The organism is Streptomyces neyagawaensis (genome assembly GCF_023516595.1).
In the GTDB taxonomy this organism is placed as follows: domain Bacteria; phylum Actinomycetota; class Actinomycetes; order Streptomycetales; family Streptomycetaceae; genus Streptomyces; species Streptomyces neyagawaensis.
The window spans coordinates 79598-97283 of record NZ_JAMGBG010000025.1; the positions used below are offsets into that span (position 1 = coordinate 79598).

General features: G+C 68.8%; 13 protein-coding genes and 7 pseudogenes. 6 read left to right on the top strand and 14 right to left on the bottom strand.

Annotated elements, in window-relative coordinates; all coding sequences use genetic code 11:
• Nucleotides 1-447: 447 nt before the first annotated feature.
• Nucleotides 448-626: pseudogene (locus tag M8J73_RS13015) on the bottom strand (IS5/IS1182 family transposase); the annotation flags it as partial.
• A 449-nt stretch (nucleotides 627-1075) separates the two neighbouring features.
• On the opposite strand from M8J73_RS13015, the gene M8J73_RS13020 reads away from it, so the two are divergent.
• Entirely contained in the window at nucleotides 1076-1582 is a 507-nt protein-coding gene (locus M8J73_RS13020; RefSeq protein WP_249828628.1) for a GVDTG sorting domain-containing protein, read from the top strand.
• Nucleotides 1583-1661: 79 nt separating this feature from the next.
• Entirely contained in the window at nucleotides 1662-2330 is a 669-nt protein-coding gene (locus tag M8J73_RS13025; protein ID WP_492012097.1) for a class F sortase, read from the top strand.
• A gap of 60 nt (nucleotides 2331-2390) precedes the next feature.
• Here the strand turns inward: M8J73_RS13025 and M8J73_RS13030 are convergent.
• Nucleotides 2391-3254: pseudogene (locus M8J73_RS13030) on the bottom strand (transporter associated domain-containing protein); the annotation flags it as partial.
• Between M8J73_RS13030 and M8J73_RS13035 the strand changes: the two are divergent.
• Both M8J73_RS13035 and M8J73_RS13040 read left to right on the top strand, forming a co-directional pair.
• A pseudogene (locus tag M8J73_RS13035) lies at nucleotides 3255-3353 on the top strand (TerD family protein); the annotation flags it as partial. It lies immediately after the preceding pseudogene.
• A gap of 559 nt (nucleotides 3354-3912) precedes the next feature.
• On the top strand, nucleotides 3913-4077 hold the full coding sequence (locus M8J73_RS13040; RefSeq protein ID WP_157873168.1) for a hypothetical protein: 165 nt from the start codon (nucleotides 3913-3915) through the stop codon (nucleotides 4075-4077).
• 924 nt (nucleotides 4078-5001) lie between these two features.
• On the opposite strand, the gene M8J73_RS13045 is transcribed toward M8J73_RS13040, so the two are convergent.
• Nucleotides 5002-6279 (bottom strand): multidrug effflux MFS transporter, encoded by a 1278-nt coding sequence (locus M8J73_RS13045; protein WP_055539611.1) that lies wholly within the window; start codon nucleotides 6277-6279, stop codon nucleotides 5002-5004.
• Between the two features lie 62 nt (nucleotides 6280-6341).
• Here M8J73_RS13045 and M8J73_RS13050 point away from each other — a divergent pair, with 62 nt between their 5' ends.
• On the top strand, nucleotides 6342-6878 hold the full coding sequence (locus M8J73_RS13050; RefSeq protein ID WP_079054927.1) for a MarR family winged helix-turn-helix transcriptional regulator: 537 nt from the start codon (nucleotides 6342-6344) through the stop codon (nucleotides 6876-6878).
• Nucleotides 6879-6885: 7 nt separating this feature from the next.
• On the opposite strand, the pseudogene M8J73_RS13055 reads toward M8J73_RS13050, so the two are convergent.
• The 6 genes and pseudogenes from M8J73_RS13055 to M8J73_RS13080 form a co-directional block, all read right to left on the bottom strand.
• Nucleotides 6886-7016: pseudogene (locus tag M8J73_RS13055) on the bottom strand (IS5/IS1182 family transposase); the annotation flags it as partial.
• A gap of 307 nt (nucleotides 7017-7323) precedes the next feature.
• Nucleotides 7324-8178, bottom strand: a complete 855-nt coding sequence (locus tag M8J73_RS13060) for a PaaX family transcriptional regulator (RefSeq protein WP_063799229.1) — start codon at nucleotides 8176-8178, stop codon at nucleotides 7324-7326.
• A 75-nt stretch (nucleotides 8179-8253) separates the two neighbouring features.
• Entirely contained in the window at nucleotides 8254-9012 is a 759-nt protein-coding gene (locus M8J73_RS13065; RefSeq protein WP_055539614.1) for an EthD domain-containing protein, read from the bottom strand.
• A gap of 92 nt (nucleotides 9013-9104) precedes the next feature.
• Nucleotides 9105-9284, bottom strand: a pseudogene (locus M8J73_RS45495) (ABC transporter permease subunit); the annotation flags it as partial.
• 61 nt (nucleotides 9285-9345) lie between these two features.
• The gene (locus tag M8J73_RS13075; RefSeq protein WP_240501365.1) at nucleotides 9346-9525 is read right to left on the bottom strand and encodes a hypothetical protein; all 180 of its coding nucleotides are present in this window, start codon (nucleotides 9523-9525) and stop codon (nucleotides 9346-9348) included.
• Nucleotides 9526-9559: 34 nt separating this feature from the next.
• A pseudogene (locus tag M8J73_RS13080) lies at nucleotides 9560-10192 on the bottom strand (IS5 family transposase); the annotation flags it as partial.
• Between the two features lie 67 nt (nucleotides 10193-10259).
• On the opposite strand from M8J73_RS13080, the pseudogene M8J73_RS13085 reads away from it, so the two are divergent.
• Nucleotides 10260-11570, top strand: a pseudogene (locus tag M8J73_RS13085) (IS256 family transposase).
• A 1000-nt stretch (nucleotides 11571-12570) separates the two neighbouring features.
• On the opposite strand, the gene M8J73_RS13090 reads toward M8J73_RS13085, so the two are convergent.
• The 5 genes from M8J73_RS13090 to M8J73_RS13110 form a co-directional block, all read right to left on the bottom strand.
• Nucleotides 12571-13662, bottom strand: a complete 1092-nt coding sequence (locus tag M8J73_RS13090) for a branched-chain amino acid ABC transporter permease (RefSeq protein ID WP_206187877.1) — start codon at nucleotides 13660-13662, stop codon at nucleotides 12571-12573.
• A 118-nt stretch (nucleotides 13663-13780) separates the two neighbouring features.
• Nucleotides 13781-14641 (bottom strand): branched-chain amino acid ABC transporter permease, encoded by an 861-nt coding sequence (locus M8J73_RS13095; RefSeq protein WP_055539616.1) that lies wholly within the window; start codon nucleotides 14639-14641, stop codon nucleotides 13781-13783.
• Complete coding sequence (locus tag M8J73_RS13100; RefSeq protein WP_063799230.1) at nucleotides 14638-15516, bottom strand: ABC transporter ATP-binding protein; 879 nt, start codon at nucleotides 15514-15516, stop codon at nucleotides 14638-14640. Before M8J73_RS13100 ends, M8J73_RS13095 begins: the two co-directional genes overlap by 4 nt.
• On the bottom strand, nucleotides 15513-16286 hold the full coding sequence (locus M8J73_RS13105) for an ABC transporter ATP-binding protein (RefSeq protein WP_206187878.1): 774 nt from the start codon (nucleotides 16284-16286) through the stop codon (nucleotides 15513-15515). The genes M8J73_RS13100 and M8J73_RS13105 overlap by 4 nt, the downstream gene beginning before the upstream one ends.
• Nucleotides 16283-17512: an ABC transporter substrate-binding protein gene (locus tag M8J73_RS13110; RefSeq protein WP_055539617.1), complete on the bottom strand. Its 1230-nt coding sequence runs from the start codon at nucleotides 17510-17512 to the stop codon at nucleotides 16283-16285. Before M8J73_RS13110 ends, M8J73_RS13105 begins: the two co-directional genes overlap by 4 nt.
• Nucleotides 17513-17686: the final 174 nt, after the last annotated feature.

Below are 17686 nucleotides of genomic sequence, written 5' to 3' on the forward strand. Positions count from 1 at the left end.
TTCCTCCCCACCGACCGGACAGGCCCTGGTCCATCTCCAGGAGCCGGAGGGAGTTGCCGGAGACGGGCCCGAGCCTCCATCAGACCCGGAGCGGTTCAAGGCAGCACACGAGAGGTCGAGTGCCCTTCAGGGGCCGCTGTACGTTCGGGGGCGTTTTCTGCTGGGGTCGTTTTCGCGTCCCAGCCCGGACCGCACCCCATTCGTGCGGCCTCCGTACCCAGCCGCCGGCCCGGCAGAGCCGCCTACAAGGTCCCCGGGCAGCACTTCTGAATCCTCGTGTCCAGCCAGCGTCCAGAATCCGGCGCCCATGCCTCGTACACGCGACCCGCGGAAACCTGCCCCATCGCTGGACCACGACATCTGTGCAGGTCAGAGCGATGTGAACCAACACCGACCGCAGCTGAGCCAAACTCACGAGCAGCGGATTTGGTCCGTTCAGGCAAAGTTGACGTGGATCTTCGAGCCCTTCTTGCCCCGGTCGACAGGATTCGGACCTGCCAGGTCCTCCCTTTCAGGGTGTTCACGGAGGCGATCGCGCAGCGCGACCAGTCCAGATCTCCGCGCGAACCCAGCTCGTCGAGGATGAGGCGGGGCAGCTTCGCCCAGACACGGGCGGCGGTCCACTCACATCGGTCGCCCCGGGACCCAGCCGACGACATGCTCGGCGACGACGCGTTCTGCTCCTCCCGCCGCGCAAGCTTCGCGTCGGCCGAGGAAACGGGCGAGACCTTGGCCTCGAGGGATGAGGTCGTATCAGCTCCCAGGGGGCTTCACGGTCACGCGCCGCGCAGGAGGATGTATGACGGCAGTGGCAGCCACAGGACGTCCTGCGCTTCTTCAAGATCACCCCGAAGGGACACCAGCCTTCGTCGCCCGTGCGGTGCGTTCTTCCGAAATCGCCCTCAGGAGCGCTCACCTGCATAAATGATCAAAGGAGTGCGGCCGCTGGGTCTGGCCGGATGGCCCATCTGTCCGTATGCGGGTTGCAGCCCTGACGGTCCGTCGGTTTCCTCATGAGCGGAGCACAACAAGACGCCGCGCACTCCGGCCGGCCACTGCTTCTCGGAGGAACTTCATGCGTATCAAGTGGGCAGGCGCCGGCATCGGCATCGGTTTCGTTCTCGGTGTTGTCGGCCTCTCGAGCCCGGCCGCGGCAGCCGCGAACGGCCCGACCGATGATCCGAACATGCACATCAGCCCGCGCCACGCCGCCCCAGGCTCCACCGTCACAGTCAGCACCAGAGCCTGTGGCTCGGAGACCTATGGGAAGGGCGAGTCCGAGGCAGGAGGCAAGTTTCACCTCCTGCCGGGCGACCAGGAGGGTGTACTGACCGGCGAATTCAAGGTCCCGGGCGGCACCGAGGCCGGCGGTTACACCGTCACCCTGAAGTGCCCGCCGCGCGTCAAGATCACGGGCACATACTGGGTCGGCGCCGGCAACCCCAGCGGCGCGGTCGACGCTGGTTTCGGGGCGGCGAACGACAAGGGCACGCAACTTGCCCTCGGCGCGGTGCTGCTCGCCGGAGCCGCCGCCGGCGGCGTGATCAAGATGCGCCGCTCCCCGACCGGTGCCCGCGTTTGACGCTCTGCCCTGCCGGCCCAGCTCCCATGCCCGTGTACGGGGGCTGGGGGGATCATCGCGAAGCGGAGGCTCCACAGCGATGGAATCGAGGTACGAGCCCTGCGGCCCTTCCCCCTCGTCCACCCCGTCCGCCAAATTTCTCGCCTACGCCCTACTGGCGGGCATGGTGCTGGTGATCACGGCGCTCCGAGGCGAACGGCCTCCGCAGCCTTCGGCCGCGCAGTCCTTCTCCTCCTCCGCGCCACCCGGGAACAGCAGCACCGCCTCGACCCGGTATCCCTCTGTGCCGCCCCTGCCCCCGTCGGCTCCAGTCCGGCTGCGAATTCCCGCCATCGGCGTGAATGCCCCCATGACGGAACTGAGCCTCAACGACACAGGAGCACTGCGCCCACCATCGTCCAATATGCCCGGCTTTGCCGGGTGGTATGGCGCCGGTACACCTCCTGGCTCAGTCGGCACAGCCGTCACTGCGGGACACGTGGACACGCCGCAAGGCCCCGGAGTCTTCCACCGCCTCGGAGAACTGGCCAAGGGCGACACCATCGAGATCATCAGGTCGGACCGGCGGACAGCCGTCTTCACGGTCGACGCTGTGGAGCTCTACGACAAGAAGGCGTTTCCGGATGAGAAGGTCTACGGCAGTTCCCACCGGCCCGAACTGCGCGTCATCACCTGTGGGGGTCCATACGCCGAAGAAACCGGCTACCAGGGAAATGTCGTGGTCTTTGCGACGCTGACCGCGGCGTAGAACGATGGCAGTGCCGCTGAGCAGGCCGAGGTTCGTCCTCGCCTGCCTCCGACTCCGTTCCTCCTCGCGCTCACGCACGGGCAGCCCCTCCAGGCGGACCCGGTCCGGTACATGCCGGTCGAGGGTGCGTGCGTCGATGACCGCGCGGCCGCCGTCGGGCATATCCAGGGTCAGCCGGTCGCCCATGGCCGGGAAGCGGCCGAGACGGTCCACGATCAGGCCGGCCACCGTGTCGTAGTCGTCGTCCCCGGCAGCACGATGCCGGTGGCTTCGGCCACCTCGTCCAGGCGGCGCCCGGCGCCCGGCGTCCACCAGCCAGCCGCCACCGTCGGCGACGGCGATCTCGGTCACGGTGTCGGTTTCATCGGCGATGTCGCCCACCAGTTCCTCGGCGATGTCCTCGTAGGTCACGATTCCCGCGACGCCGCTGTGCTCGTCGAGGACGACCCCGAACTCGTCGTCCCGCTCGCGCATCCGGTCGACCGCGTCGGGCAGGGGCAGAGTGTCCGGCAGCAGCAGTGGGCGCCGGGCGAGCGCACCCGCCGTGGCGGCGGCGAAGCCGTCGGCGGGCAGATGGGTCAGCTCGCGCACGCCCAGGACGCCCGCGACGTCGTCGGGGTGGTCACCGAGGACCGGGTCGTTGGAGTGGCCGTGCTTGGCGATCAGCTCGACCGACTCGGCGGCGGAGGCGTCCCTACGGACGAAGACGGCGTCCGCACGCGGGACCATCACCTCGTCCAGCATCCGATCGGAGGACTCCAGGACGTGGTCGAGCAGGTCGGCCGTGTCCTTGGGTAGCTGCCCCTGCTCGTGCGACTCGCCGATCAGGTGCCCGAGTTCCTCCAGGGTGGCGCCGTGGTGCAACTCCTCGACGGGCTCGATGCCCACCTTGCGCAGAAGCTTGTTGGCCGCGCCGTCGAAGACCACCGCACCGGCGGCGGCCGGCAGATGAAGGCCATCGGCGAACCCGCCACCGGCCGCACCTTCCAGGACCTGCTGCCGTCCATCTCCACCCGCCTGTAGACCAGGGCATCCCCGCCACCCGGCAGCCCCCAGCCGGCAGCCCCCAGCCGGCTCGGGCCGTACCGGTCCGGGTCGTACGCAGAAACGACGAGACCCAGGCAGACGCGGCATCCCAGGTCGTCCAGGGCGAGACCACCAACGCAGCCGACGGCACTGCCTCCAGCACGGACCAACGGTCCACCAGGGCTTCCGAACGCCCCGGTGGCACGGCGGGAACACCCGAGCAAGGCAGCAGGCCGGAGACCGACGGCGGGCTGCTCTGGTCGCGCGCAGCATCCGGGCGAGACCAGCGGGGCCACCGCGGAGAACCCGGGCTCGGTCTGACCGGGTGGGCCGGGGAACCTGCCGCGACCGTCCGCGATCGCGGTGTGGAAGGACTAGAACCGTCGGCAACCGCGCCGGTCCGGCCCGCAGGCTCCTGACGGCCTCGGTCCGGGCCGACCCTGGTCGCGGAAGGCCACTCGGCGCATTCTTCTTGCCGCTCCGGCACCAGAAAACCAGCTGCCCAAAGGGCCTGCCGTCCGAAGACGCAATGATCGCGAGGCCACCGGAGGGAAGCGTGGCTGACGTCTGGATCCTGAGGCAGGGCGAGAAGGTACGCAAGGGCGAGAGGACAGCCAGGCTGATCCGTGCGGACGCCATCACATGTGTCACCACAACCATCGGTACCCAGGTCGTGGTGACGGACATGGTGTCGCGGGAAACCGTGGTGGTGGCCGACTGACAGGACGGCGTACACCGCGGCGGGCTTCCCCTGCCACCCAACTTCCACATCGCGCTGATGGCCAGGATCGGTGAACCACGCAAGCAGACAGCGACCACCTCTCAGCACAGAGGAGGCCTGGCCTCGGTCGACACTGGTCAGCGTTTGCAGGAGAGGTACAAGGCAGCTACTTCCGATTCCCTGCGCCCATCAGCGTCCCGACATCCGCCCTCGCTCACCGATCAGACCGTAGGCTCCAGTCCTCGAGAGCAAGCGCACGGGGCATACCCGCAGGTCAACGAAGCACCCAAGTGCGGACACCACATCGCCGTTGAACTCGCGAGCAGCGGATTCAGTCCGTTCGCCCAAAGTCCTGACGTCCTGAATCCGCCAGCCCGCTGAGACGTTTCCGCAGGTCAGGGACCTGCACGGTGGGGCGGGTGGGACTCGAACCCACGGCCGACGGATTATGAGTCCTTTGAGGATCTTGGCAACCCTTGTCGATCCGTGCTCGTCTTGGCCGTTTTCCCTGGTCAGACGCAGTTTGTTGCCGCAGCCCTTCTCGGCCCTTGTCAGTCTTTTCCGATCCTTGCGTCCAACCTCCGTCCAGAACGCGTTCTGGACGGACAACGCCGCCCGGCTTCCGAGACGATCGCCCCAGCTCGGCAGTCTGCCTCGAACTCGCACGCAGCGGACTTCCCTACCAGCGCGCACAGGCTCCGCCCCGAGAACGGCTCCACTGGTGCCAACGCCAAGTAGCCCCAGTCCGCGCGCGACCGGAGGCCGCCCGCGGACGGCTCGACGCCGGCCACCGCGGGCACGGGGTCTGTGATGTCTCGTGTGTCATGGGGCCCGACCGTGCCACGGGACACCTCAACGCGTCCTGACTGCCGGGCGCCGCCGACGGCCCGCGCGGCAAGGTCACCTCCGGAGGAGCTTCACCGGCTACGCCGCAGGCACCGGCTCACCGTGTCCCGCCCAAGGCCGGGCCAGCGCCACCAGCGCCAGTCCCGCCGCCACCAGCGCGCCCAGCATGATGAGCGCCATCGGCCGGGAGCTCTCCTCCCCGAACACGCCCACCAGGGGTGACGCCAGGGCACCGAAGAGGAACTGGATGCCGCCCAGGAGCGCGGAGGCCGCCCCCGAGGCCGTGCGGCCAACCGCCTGGCCGATGCTCATGGCGCTGGGGAAGACCAGGCCGATGCCGCCGGTGGTCACGAACAGGGTGATCCAGGTGCCCGCGAGGGTCTCGCCCACGGTCACCACCAGCAGGACCTGTGCCAGCGCGCCCAGCAGGGCGATGCCGACCCCGGCCGAGAGCAGGGTGTTCAGGCGGGTGCCGCGCCCGGCCATGCGGGCGAAGGAGGCTCCGGCGGCCAGCATGGCGACGGCGTTGGTGGCGAAGATGAGGGAGTACGTGGTCGAGGAGACGCCGTACAGGTTCTCGAACACGAAGCTGGAGCCGCTGATGTAGGCGAACAGCGCGGCCGAGACGAGCGCCACCACGAGGACGTATCCCATGAACGTGCGGCCTGCGAGCAGTGTGCCCATGGCTCGGAAGGCGCTGGCGAGTCCGCCGCTGTGGCGCCGCTCCGGCGGCAGCGACTCGGGTACCGCCCGCACCACGGCGAGCAGGAGCAGCACGCCGAGCACGGCCAGCACGGCGAAGACCGTCCGCCAGGTAGAGACGGCGAGGACAGCCCCGCCGAGCACCGGCGCGACCACCGGTGCCACGCCGATCACCTGCGACAACACCGCGAAGTAGCGCGGCAGTTCGGCGCCGTGGAAGTGGTCGGTGAGCACGGCCCTGGCGAGCACCAGGCCGGCCGCGCCCGCGACACCCTGCAGGAAGCGGGCCCCGGTCAGGACGGTGATGTCCGGGGCCGCGGCGCAGGCGACGGAGCAGAGGACGAATCCGGCCGACCCCGTTATGAGCAGCCGGCGTCGGCCGAGTCCGTCGCTTAGCGGGCCGATGACGAGCTGGCCGACGACGAGTCCGGCCAGGAACGCGGTCATGGTCAGCTGCACGGCCGAGCCGCTCGCCCCAAGTGCCCTCCCCAGTGCGGGGAAACCGGGGACGTACATATCTGTCGCGAGCGGGGAGACCGCAGTGAGGGCGCCCAGCACGGCGATGAGAGCGGTGGCCGTGCGCCCCGAAGGCGCAGGTCCGGTGGTGTCGGGGACGGCGTCGGCGCGGTTGCGCGAGGATGACGTGGTTGACATGCAGATAAAGGTAACTGATAGTTCACCAGCTAACAAATATGAAGAGTGAGAAGACGAGCCGCATGCCCTCCCCTTCCCCGGACTCTCCCGACTCCGCCGGCCCCTCCAACCCGTTCGCCGCGGACGTCGGCGCCCAGTGGGCCGCCCACCACCCCGGCCTGGACACCTCCCCCATGGAGCTGGTCGGGCTGCTCAAGCACGCCACGGGTCTGCTCAACCGCGCCGTGGAGCCCCTCTACGCCGGCGCTCAGCTCACCGCGCCCGAGCTCGACATGCTGATCCCCCTGCGGCACGCGACCGAGCCGTTCATCGCCCGGAGCCTCGCCGAGCGGCTGGGCCTGTCCCGGGCGGGGGTCAGCAAGACCCTCGGCCGACTGGAGCAGCGCGGTTTCATCGCGCGTACCCCCAACCCCGCCGACCGGCGCGCGGCCCTTGTCACGATCACCGAGGCAGGGGCGAAGGCGGTCGACGACCTCTTCCCCCGCCAGCTCTCCGTCGAGATCGGGCTGCTGGACGGCCTGGGCGAGGACCGCGCGTGGGTGACCGAGGCGCTGCGACGGCTGGTGGCGGTGATGGAGTCCAGCGCGGGTCGCGGCTGAGACCGGGGATTTCGGTGGTCAGTCCACCTCGGGGTCGACCGAGGGCGTGATCGTCCGGTTCGTCCTGGGGGTGCTGCCCCCTTTTCGGCCGGTGGCGGCGGCGTGCTGGTGGGCGCGGACGATGGTGGAGTCGATCTGGACCAGCCAGCCGATGCCGCCGGCCGCGTCAGCCTGGTCCTGGATCTGCTGCAGAGCCCGGGTGAGGACGCCGGCGAGGGCGTACCGGCGGAAGCGGGTGCAGACCGTTTTCCACGGCCCGTAGCATTCCTTGAGCAGATCCGGACCGCGCCACGTGCAGTGAATCCCGGCTCACTGCACGTCGTTGTGGAGCAAGACCAGCACCGGTGGTCGCAGACCGCGGCGGTTTTCCTGTGGCCTCTTCACGCGGACGAACGGCACGGTGCCCTCGCACCCTGACCGGTCCCCAGGCGCCAAGATCCGGCGGTCACCCGGAGCCGGTGCGCAGCATTTGGTCGATCTCTTCCTCGGCACCAGGACCCAGCCACCTGCGGAGGCGGGAAAACGTCCGAGCCGATCGGGGCGCGGGCCAGTCGTCGTCCAGGTAGGCGGCAGGCAGACCCGGATCGCTCCGCAACAGCCGTCCCCAGTCGTCGATGAGCAGCAGAAGCTGCGACAAGGCTTCGCCTGGGGGCGGCTCGGCATTCTCCCAGCGATCGAGGAATGCTTCGTGCACCGCCCGCAGCGCGCTCAAGTCCCAGGCTCTGGCGACCAGTTCACGAGGATCGCTGGGTGCTGTGGGTGTGCCGTGGAACGCCTGGACCAGATGGCCCACGTCGCCCGTGAGGAGATCCCCGAGCATGAGCTCGACGTCCACTCGCCCGGGGGCGATCCACATATGGGGCTGGATGGCGCCGAAGCCGGCCCAGGTGAGCCGGACCTGGAGTTGATAGCGCGCGTTGCGCAGGGTCTCGGGGAGCGGACAGCTCAGGACCGTCCAGATACCTGGGTCATGGTCGAAGGGTCTCGCGGAGAACAGCCTGTTCCCCCCCTGGGCGAGCAGTGTGTGCGCCTCGGGGGTCAGCTCGAACGCACTGGTGCGTCCCTGCTTGTGACGGGTGAGCAGACCCCTGTGGACCATGCGGTTCAGCGTGGTCCGCGTCGCCGGCTCGGAGATGCCCAGCCGACCGGCTACGGACAACATCACCTGAGTGGGCACCTTCAGGTCGGCTTCTCGCGCGGTGGCCCGCTGGCCGAACACGCACAGGCCGAAAAACCCGAGCACCACCTCCTGGGGCACGACCTGCCGTCCGGCAGCCTCTGCGTCATCTCGCCTGCTCACGCCGCGATCCTACGAGAACCGTACGGCCCGACGGAGAGACAGGGCATCGCCGTCGGCCGTGCCCCGGGAAGGGCTTCACGCAGGTGCGCCACCCTCGGTCCGAGTGTCGTCGAAGACGACGATTTCCCGGGTGAGGAGGAAGAAGGACAGTGACGGCTGATGGAACGCGCCGTGCTTCTCCGCATGCCCGCGCAATGCCTCCTCGTAGGCACGGATGCCCGCGACAGCCTCTCCGTCGTCGAACGACAGGGCGGCGTACGCCTCGTATGCCGGTTGGCCGGAGCCACCGAAGTACTCGACCATGCCGCCCCCGGAAAGAGCCGGGTTCCATTCGCAGCCGCGCAAGTAGCGGGCAGGGCCGGAAGGATCGGCGAGCACGTCCTCGTGAGCCCGCAGCCACGACTGCCGGAAGACCTCCGGCTCCAGCCCCTCCGCAGCCTTGAGGAAGTACAGCACCTTCACCGCACCGGGCCCGGGCTGCGGGACCTCCATCGGCTTCTCCTCGACAAGCAGGCTCAGCGCCGCCGGCAGATCGCTGAAGTTGACGCCGTCCGGCCCCACGACATCGCGGGTGTACGGGTCGGCGAAGGTCTGCGCCATCGTCTCGAAGTTCTCGAAGTACAACTCGGTCACGGAGTCGCGCGGCAGCGTCACCTGGTAGCCGGTGTCGCCGATCGCGCCATAGGCGCTGTCGAAGACGTGGTTCTGGACGTACTTGACCACGGTCAGCTTGTTGGCGAGGGCTATCCCGCCGTGCACCTCCCGGACGTAGTCGGCGTACTCCGCGTGGGTCATTCCGGGACGGCGCCGCACAGCGGCCACCAGCTTGATCATTGCATCCTCCTGGGAGTGAGCTCCGCGAGAAACATATCGCACCGATTCGCGAGATCCCGAATATGTGCACCATGTCTCCTTGGGGCCGGACAGCCCAGCGGAGGAATGATGATCCGCAATGCCTGGGGCAACAGGACGACCCGCACGGCCACCGACGGTGTCATGCCCAGGGCCTGGGCCGCCTCGGCCTGCCCGGGGTCGATCGCGTCGAGTGCCGCGCGGAAGATCTCCACCATGTAGGCGGCCTCGTTGGCGGCGAGGGTGAGGATGGCGGCCTGTACGACTCCGGGGAGAACGAAAGCTCCGACGTGCAGGTCGGTGAAGCGGTAGACGTCAGCGGCCGCGAGGCCGACTACCCGTCGATGATCCGACCGTCGGCTCCGGGTCCCGGCCCGCGGCCCGGCGGGCCCGGTCGCGCAGCCGGTCGTGGAACTCGGCGGTCAAGCCCTTGTCTCGCCGGCGCCGGAAGAAGGCGTAGACGCGGTCCCACGCGGGGAAGAAGTCCGCAGGCATCGCCCGCCAGGGTGCACAGGGTGAGTCAGAAGCGTTCGCGGGCCCAGTCCACGAGGTCGCCGGCGTAGCCACGGTCGGCCCAGACCTGGGTGATCTGCGGCTGAGTGAGGCGCAGGCGCCAGAACAGGTCTCGGGCGGCGTCGCGGTCCTGGATGCCGGCGGGCGTCACCGTGATCATCACCGGCAGGCCGAGCGTGTCGACCGTGACATGTCGCTTGCGTCCATTGATTTTCTTCGCGGCGTCGTAGCCTCGGCTGCTGCGGCCGACGGTGGAGGCACATTTGACCGACTGGGAGTCCACGATCAGTGTCACCGGGTGCGGGCAGCGGCCCTTGCCGGTACGAATCCTGCGGCGGAGCTGGTCACGGATGCAGGTGACGACTCCGGCCCGGTTCCACCGCCAGAAGAACCCGTAATCCGTCTCCCACGGAGGGAAATCCGCAGGCAGAGCCCTCCACTTCGCGCCGTTGCCGACGATGTAGCGGATACCGTCGACGATCCCCCGCCGCGGCCACTTCTCCGGATGACCGCCGGTCTTCGTCTGGCAGGCCGGGACGGGAAGCAGGGGTTCGAGAAGGGCCCATTCGGCAACCGAGGTGCCGGACGGGTAGCGGCGGCGACGGCAGGGATGGTGTCCCGTTGAGTGGTGTAGCGGTGATCTCGGTATAGCCCCTGGTCATGAGGCGGCCATCGCGCAACTCTGCGAGTAGTGACGCTCGTTGAGAGTTGACGCGATGGCCTTGTCCCAGCATGACTTACTCCGCCTGATGGAGTCCCTGCGTACGGCAGACGGAATCGAGTTGGTCCGGGTCCTGGCCCATTGGTCCGGGTCCTGGCCCAGCGGATCTTGCAGGAACTCATCGAGGCCGAGGCCACCGCCCGCATCGGTGCGGAGCCCGGCGAGCACACCGAGACCCGCACGACCTGGCGCAACGGGCACCGGGAGAAGCTGCTGACCACGCAGGCCGGGGACCTGGACCTGGCGGTCCCCAAGGTCCGCACCGGCAGCTTCTTCCCGAGCCTGCTGGAACGCCGGCGCCGCATCGACCAGGCTCTCTACGCCGTGATCATGGAGGCATACGTCCACGGCGTGTCCACCCGCAGCGTGGATGACCTGGTCAAAGCCCTGGGTGGCGACACCGGGATCTCCAAGTCCGAGGTCTCCCGCATCTGCAAGGACCTCGACACCGAGCTGACGGTCTTCCGCACCCGGCCCCTGGACCACACCCGCTTCCCCTACGTCTACCTCGACGCGACCTACCTGCAAGGCCCGCGTCCAGCACCAGATCGTGTCCCAGGCCATGGTCATCGCCACCGGCATCACCGAGGACGGCGGCCGCGAAGTCCTCGGCCTGATGGTCGGCGACAGCGAGACCGAGGTGTTCTGGACCCAGTTCCTGCGCTCGCTGCGTGAGCGGGGCCTGACCGGAGTACGCCTGGTCACCGCCGATCACCACTCGGGCCTGGTCAAAGCCGTCCTCAAGGTCATGCTCGGCGTCGGCTACCAGCGATGCCGCGTTCACTTCCTGCGCAACACGCTCGCCGTGATTCCCAAGGACTCCGGCGAACTGGTCGCCGCCACGATCCGCACCATCTTCGCCCAGCCCACCGCCGAACTCGTCCGCGCTCAGCTGGATACCGTCGCTGACATGCTCGCCCGGCAGTTCCCCAAGGTCAGGGACATGCTCCTAAAAGCCGAGGAGGACTTGACCGCCTTCGCGGACTTCCCGGAACGGCACTGGGAGAAGATCCAGTCGATCAACCCGCTGGAACGACTCAACCGCGAGATCAAGCGCCGCACCGACGTCGTCCAGATCTTCCCCAATCCCGAAGCCCTCGAACGGCTCACCACCGCCGTCCTGGTCGAGATGCACGACGAATGGATCGCCTTCCCCCGCCGCTACCTCCCCGAAGGCAGCATGGACAAGATCTACCCCCAGGCCCAAAACCAACTCGACCCGACTACACCACTACAAGCTACAAGCTACAAGCTACAAGCTACAAGGGGGCTGACCACGTGTTCCAAGGGGCGCCCAGCATCCTGATCATCGTCCGTCACTCGGCCACCCAGCTCCAGGCAGTCCGTAGTCCGAGCAGCCGATGCCCGCCGAAACCGTGAGGCATTGGGGGCGACTCCCTGGTGCGATCCGGGGCCGTTTTCAGTACGGGCCGTTTCTCCCCCACGCCGACCGGCCACGTCGGCAACGGCACGATCCAGGCGAGCCCAGTCGCCACCACACCGCGCCTACCCTGCTACACCCCTGAGCAGATTGGATGGATCGGCGCCGGAGCAACCCCTTCCGGTTTACTCGCGTCCAGCCAGCGTCCAGAATCCAGCGCCCAACCGGCCACAGGAGCCATATACCGCAAGGTTCAACCGCTACGAACTGGAACATCCGTGCAGGTCAGGGGGTATTTGCACTATCGACACCGGGAACGAGGCCGAACTCACGAGCAGCGGATTCAGTCCATTCAGGCGAAGTTGACGCTCCAACAGGACAAACTGAACGTTTCCGCAGGTCAGAGACCTGCAAAGGTGGGGCGGGTGGGACTCGAACCCACGGCCGACGGATTATGAGTCCTTTGAGGATCTTGGCGACCCTTGTCGATCCATGCTCGTCCTGGTCGTTTTCCCAGGTCAGGCGGGGTCTGGCGCCTCAGACCTTCTCGGCCCTTGCCAGTCTTTTCCGATCCTTGTGTCCAACCTGCGTCCAGAACGCCTGCAAGAGGGACCAGCTCAGCCGGTCCGAAGCCGATCGCGTCAGTTCGGGGAACGGCCTCGCACCCACCCGCAGCGGATTCCCCTTCCGACGCGGAGAGGCTCCTTCCCTGCACTCACAGAGCATCGCCGCCCTGACCGTTTCCCTCCCCCGCGCAAACCCACCCCGGCGGACGAAGCCGCCCCGGAGGTCGGCCCCGAACGGCTCATGCCGCACGCCTGAACACACATGCCTGTTCCCGCAGCCCTGGCTGCGGGAACAGGCACCGAATCCGCGGTCGCCGGGCGAGAACGGGCGGCCGTACGCGAAACTCAGCGGTGAGGTATCACGAGGACGCTCGCCCCGCGACGCGGCGCTGCCACGCGTCGCGCAGTGCGGGGACGATGCCGCGCGGCAAGAACAGCACGACGAGGATGAGAAGGGCGGCGTACACGGCGTAGTTGAGGATGCTGGGGGCGCTGGCGGGCATGCCCGGCCTGGAGCCCAGGTCGTTGAGGAACTGCACGATCAGGGTGATCGCGGTGGCGCCCAGGAGCGCGCCCCAGATGGTGCCGAGCCCGCCGACGACGGCCATCACCAGGAACTGGATGGACAGCAGGACCGGGAAGGACCCCGGATTGATGTAGCCGATGAAGAAGGCGTAGATCCCTCCGGCGAGTCCGGCGAACGCGGCGGCCAGGGTGAACACGGCGAGTTTGTAGCGGGCCACCGGCACTCCGCTGGCGCTCGCCGCCGTCTCGCTGGTGGCCAGCGCGCGCAGTCCGCGGCCGGCCCGTGAGGTGACGACGTTACGGGCGACCAGGACGGTGGCGGCCACAGCAGCCCAGGCCAGGTAGGCGTAGTGGATGTCCTCGCCGAGTTCCGTACCTCCGGCGGAGAGTCGCGGGATGCCCTGCAGCCCGACCGAACCACCGGCCCAGTCCGCCTCGCCGAGCAGGGAGATGAGGATGAGCTGCAGGGCGATGGTGGCGAAGGCCAGGTGGTGCCCCCGCAGTCGCAGCAGCGGTCCGCCGATGGCGGCGGCGAACAGTGCGGCGATCAGTGGTGCCGCGGCCAGCGCCAGCAGCGGCGGCGTGCCGTGGACGCCCAGCAGGCCGGCCGCGTAGGCGCCGATGGCGTAGAACGACGCCTGGCCGATGGAGACCTGGCCCGCGTAGCCCATGAGCAGGCTCAGCCCCACGGTGACCATGGCGGACAGGGCGAGCAGGATGTACACCGAGAGCTGGCCGGCGGTCAGCATCGGAGGCAGGGCGAGGGTAACGGCCACCGCCGCGCCGGCCGCGACGAGGCCGGCCCGCCTTCCCCGGCCGGCGAAACGGGCGCCGAGTGGCACTCGGGCGTCCGACGACTCGGTGTCCCCCGCACCGCCGGAGGACTGGGAGGTGGCCCGGTCACGGCCGGAGGTGACGGCGGTCATGTCGTGCTGCCTTTCTGGTGCGGCGGATACGGATCGAGCACGGACGGGGTGCCCCATGCGTGCATACGCCCGGTGTACGCGGAGGGCAGCGGGCATCCCACAGAGGACTGATGAGGCGTCATCCGGCCTCCGCCACGACGCTGTGGGTACGGGCCGCCTGCCCGATCATCAGCGCCAGGACCAGACCCAGCGCCACCACGGTCTGGTACGTGGCGCTTCCATAGCCCGCGACCATCGCTTCGGCCACTCCGAGGAACAGCGCACCGGCCAGGGTGCGGCCGATGTGATGCATGGACCCGACGACCGCCGCCGCGAAACCGTTGATGATCAGCGCCACGTCGGAGTCGAAGGCCATCGAGTTCATGGGCGCCAGTAGAACGCCGGCCAGACCGCCGAGAGCGCCGCCGATGGCGAAGGCGATCAGCCCCATGCGGGTGACGGAGATCCCGACGACGCGGGCCGCGTACGGGTTGGAGGAACACGCGGAAAGGGCCTTGCCCGCGTAGGTACGGCCGAACAGCACGGCCATTGCGGCGAAGACGGCTGCGGTGACGCCGATGATGAGCAGATAGTGGGTCTGGATACGAGCGCCGAACACGGTCACGGCACCAGAGAGCCCCTCGGAGGACCGGCCCTGGTCCCCCCAGAGCATGACCTCTACGGCGTACGCCAGAATGCCCAGTCCCAGGGTGACCATGAGCGCGGCCTGCGGCGAGGTGCCCCGCCGGCCGATGGCGACCATGCCGAAGAGCAGTCCCACGACGGCGGCGACGGCGACCCCGAGCAGTTCGGCGAGCCCGTGCGGGAGGCCGGCGTCGAGGAGCGAGATGGCGGTCAGCGCCCCGACGACGGCGAAGGTGCCCTGGGCGAAGTTGACCACCCGCGTCACCCGGTGGATGAGTACCAGGCCGCTGCCGACCAGCGCGATGCCGCAGCCGGTACCCAGTCCGGTCATGAGGTAGACGAGGAAGTCGCTCATGTCGCCTCCTGTGCCGCGGCCCGCGCGGACTGGACGGTGGTGCCCTGGTTGCCCCGGGCGGTCTTGGCAGTGCCGGGCGTGGGTGCGGGGTCGGCCGTGGCCCGGTCGTGCGGACCCGTGTCGTCCGGACCCGGGTCGTCCTGAGCGTCCGGTGGGCCCGGGAGTCCCTGGGCCTCGCCGAGGTAGGCCCGGGCGATGTCGGGGCTGGCGGCCAGGTTTGCGCTGTCGCCCTCGGCGGCGATCCGTCCCGCTTCCAGGACGTAGGCGCGGCTGCACAGGTCCAGGGCGAGCCGCGCGTTCTGCTCGATGAGCACAACGGCCGTGCCCTGCTCCCGGTTGAGCTCGGTCAGGTGCTCGGCGAGGTCGGCGACGATGAGGGGCGCGAGGCCGAGGGAGAGCTCGTCGATCACGAGGACCTCCGGCCGGCTCATCAGGGCGCGTCCGACGGCGACCATCTGCTGCTGGCCTCCCGACAGCCCGCCCGCCTTCCGGTCGCGTACCCGCACCAGGTCGGGAAGGAGCTCGTACACCCATGAGGTGTCGCGCTGCTTGCGGCGGCTTCGGCCGCGGCCGGACATCTGCCAGGCGCCCAGGCGCAGGTTGTCGTCGACGGTGAGGTCGCCGAACATCTGCCGCCCCTCGGGTACCTGGGCGATCCTGGCCCGTACCTCCACGCTGCCGGAGGCCGGTGTCAGGATCCCGGTCAGGGTGTTGACCAGGGTGGACTTGCCGGCTCCGTTGGGCCCGACGAGGGCGACCATCTCACCGGGCGCAACCCGCAGCGAGACGCTGTCGAGGGCCGTGGCCGCGCCGTAGCGGACCACCAGGTCGCGTACCTCGACGACATCGCTCGGGGACGGTGGCGAGACGTTCATGCCGCCGCCTTCGTGCCCAGATACGCGGTGACGACCCGCGGGTCGGTACGTATCTCGTCCGGTGTGCCCTCGGCGATGACCTTGCCCAGGTCCAGGACGGTGACACGGTCGGCGAGGCGGCCGACGAGAGCGACGTCGTGTTCGACGAGCATGATGGTGAGTCCGTCCGCGCGCAGTTGCTCGATGAGGTCGGCGAGCCGGTCCCGCTCCGCGGCCCGCAGACCGGAAGCGGGTTCGTCGAGGAGCAGCAGGGTGGGTTCTCCGCACAGGGCGCGGGCGACCTGGAGCGCGCGCTGCTGCCCGAGCGGCAGCAGCTCCGCGGGGCGGTCCGCCCAGTCTTCGAGCCCGACCCTCCGTACCGCCTCGTGTGCCCGCTCGGCGATCAGGCGTTCCTCCCGGCGGTGGCGCGGCAGCCTGAGTGCGGCTGCCGCGAACCCTGCGCCGGTGGTGGCGTGGGCGCCGACCATCGCGTTCTCCAGCACGCTCATCCCGTGGAAGGTGCGGGCGCCCTGAAAGACGATGGCGATCCCGAGGCGGGCCCTGTGGTGGGGTGGCAGCCGGTCGATGCGTCGTCCGTCGAGTCGGATCTCGCCCCGCTCGGCGGGCAGTTGACCGCTCACCAGGTTGAACAGGGTCGACTTGCCAGCCCCGTTGGGGCCGATGACGCCGAGGATGCTGCCACGGTCCACCGTCAGGTCGACGCCGTCCACGGCGTACACCCCGCCGAACGACCGTGCCAGGCCGCTCACCCGGAGCAGGGGGTCGGTCACTTGGCCACCTTCTCCAACTCGCTCTTCGACCAGACCGTCGGAACGAACATGCCGTCGGTGACGGCGTTGACCGAGATGTAGTCGGGAGACAGACCCGAGTGGTCCTTCTCGCTGTAGCGGTAGGTGCCGTTCGGGGTGGTGAGCGTCAGCTCCTCCATCGCCTGCCGGATCTTCTCGTGGTCGGTACTCTTCGCCTTCTCGATGGCGGCGGCCAGCAGCTGGACCCCGGTGTATCCGTCCTGCGCGAACTGCGGTGGCGGGTAGTTGTACTTCTCCGTGAACGGCTTGTTGACGGCCTCGATGGCTTTCTTCTGCGCCCCGTCCGGCAGCGTGTCGCCGACCAGGCCGATGGAACTGGCGACGACGGCGCCCTCGGCGGCCTTGCCTGCCGGGTCGAGCCACAGCTTGCTGGCCTGGGAGCCGGTGAAAGCGATCGGGATGTCCAGTCCCGAGGCGGCGTACTGCTTGGTCAGGACGACGGAGGCGGGGCCGGTCACCCACACCGCGAGCGCCTGGGCGTCGGTGCCCTTGACGTGAGTGAAGACGGCACTGAAGTCGGACGCGGTGCTCTGGATCTCCTCGGTGGCGACGACCTTGATGCCGTACTCCCCGGCCTTCGCCTTCATCGCCTTGTAACCGGCTGTCGGATACGCGGTCTTGGTGTCGTAGGCCACGGCCAGCTTGGTGACGCCCTCCGACTTGTAGTGCTGCAACAGCCGCTCGGCGTAGTCGGAGGCCAGGGCCGGTACCACGAAGACGTAGGGGTGGACGGGCGCCACCTGCTCGTCGGCCGGAGACAGGGAGACGTACGGGATCTCCGCCCGGTCCACCGCGGGCAGCGTGGCCAGCGCCGACCCTGCGGACGGTGAGCCGAGGACCGCGGTCACGCCCTGGTCCTTGAACGCGTTGAAGGCCAGTACGGACTGGTCGGGCAGGCTCTTGTCGTCCTTGACCGTCAGTTCCAACTTCCGTCCGAGGACCCCGCCGTCCTTGTTGATCTGCTCGACCGCCAGTTCCGCGGCCTTGCGGCCCTCGGTACCGAGGGTCTGGAGCTGACCGGTGAGCGAGGTGATCATGCCGATCTCGATCGGGCCGTCATCAGCGGAGGAAGACTCGGACGAACCCCCTCCGCACGCTGTGACGGCGAGCGCCAGACCGGCGGCGAGAGCAGCAAGGGGGGTACGAGGGCGCACGGGAACCTCCCGGTTACGGAGCGGGAACGGCATGAAGGAAGGGGCACACGCATCCGGAGGACGCCGAACGTGCACAAAGTTGAAGCAGGAAGAGTCGTTTTGCGGGCTTTCGCGGCTTGCTACCCGATCGACGGGTTGAACATAAGCCGGGGCCACATGGCCGTCAACACTTCAAGCAAAGATTCTTGGACTCAAGTCCAAAACTAC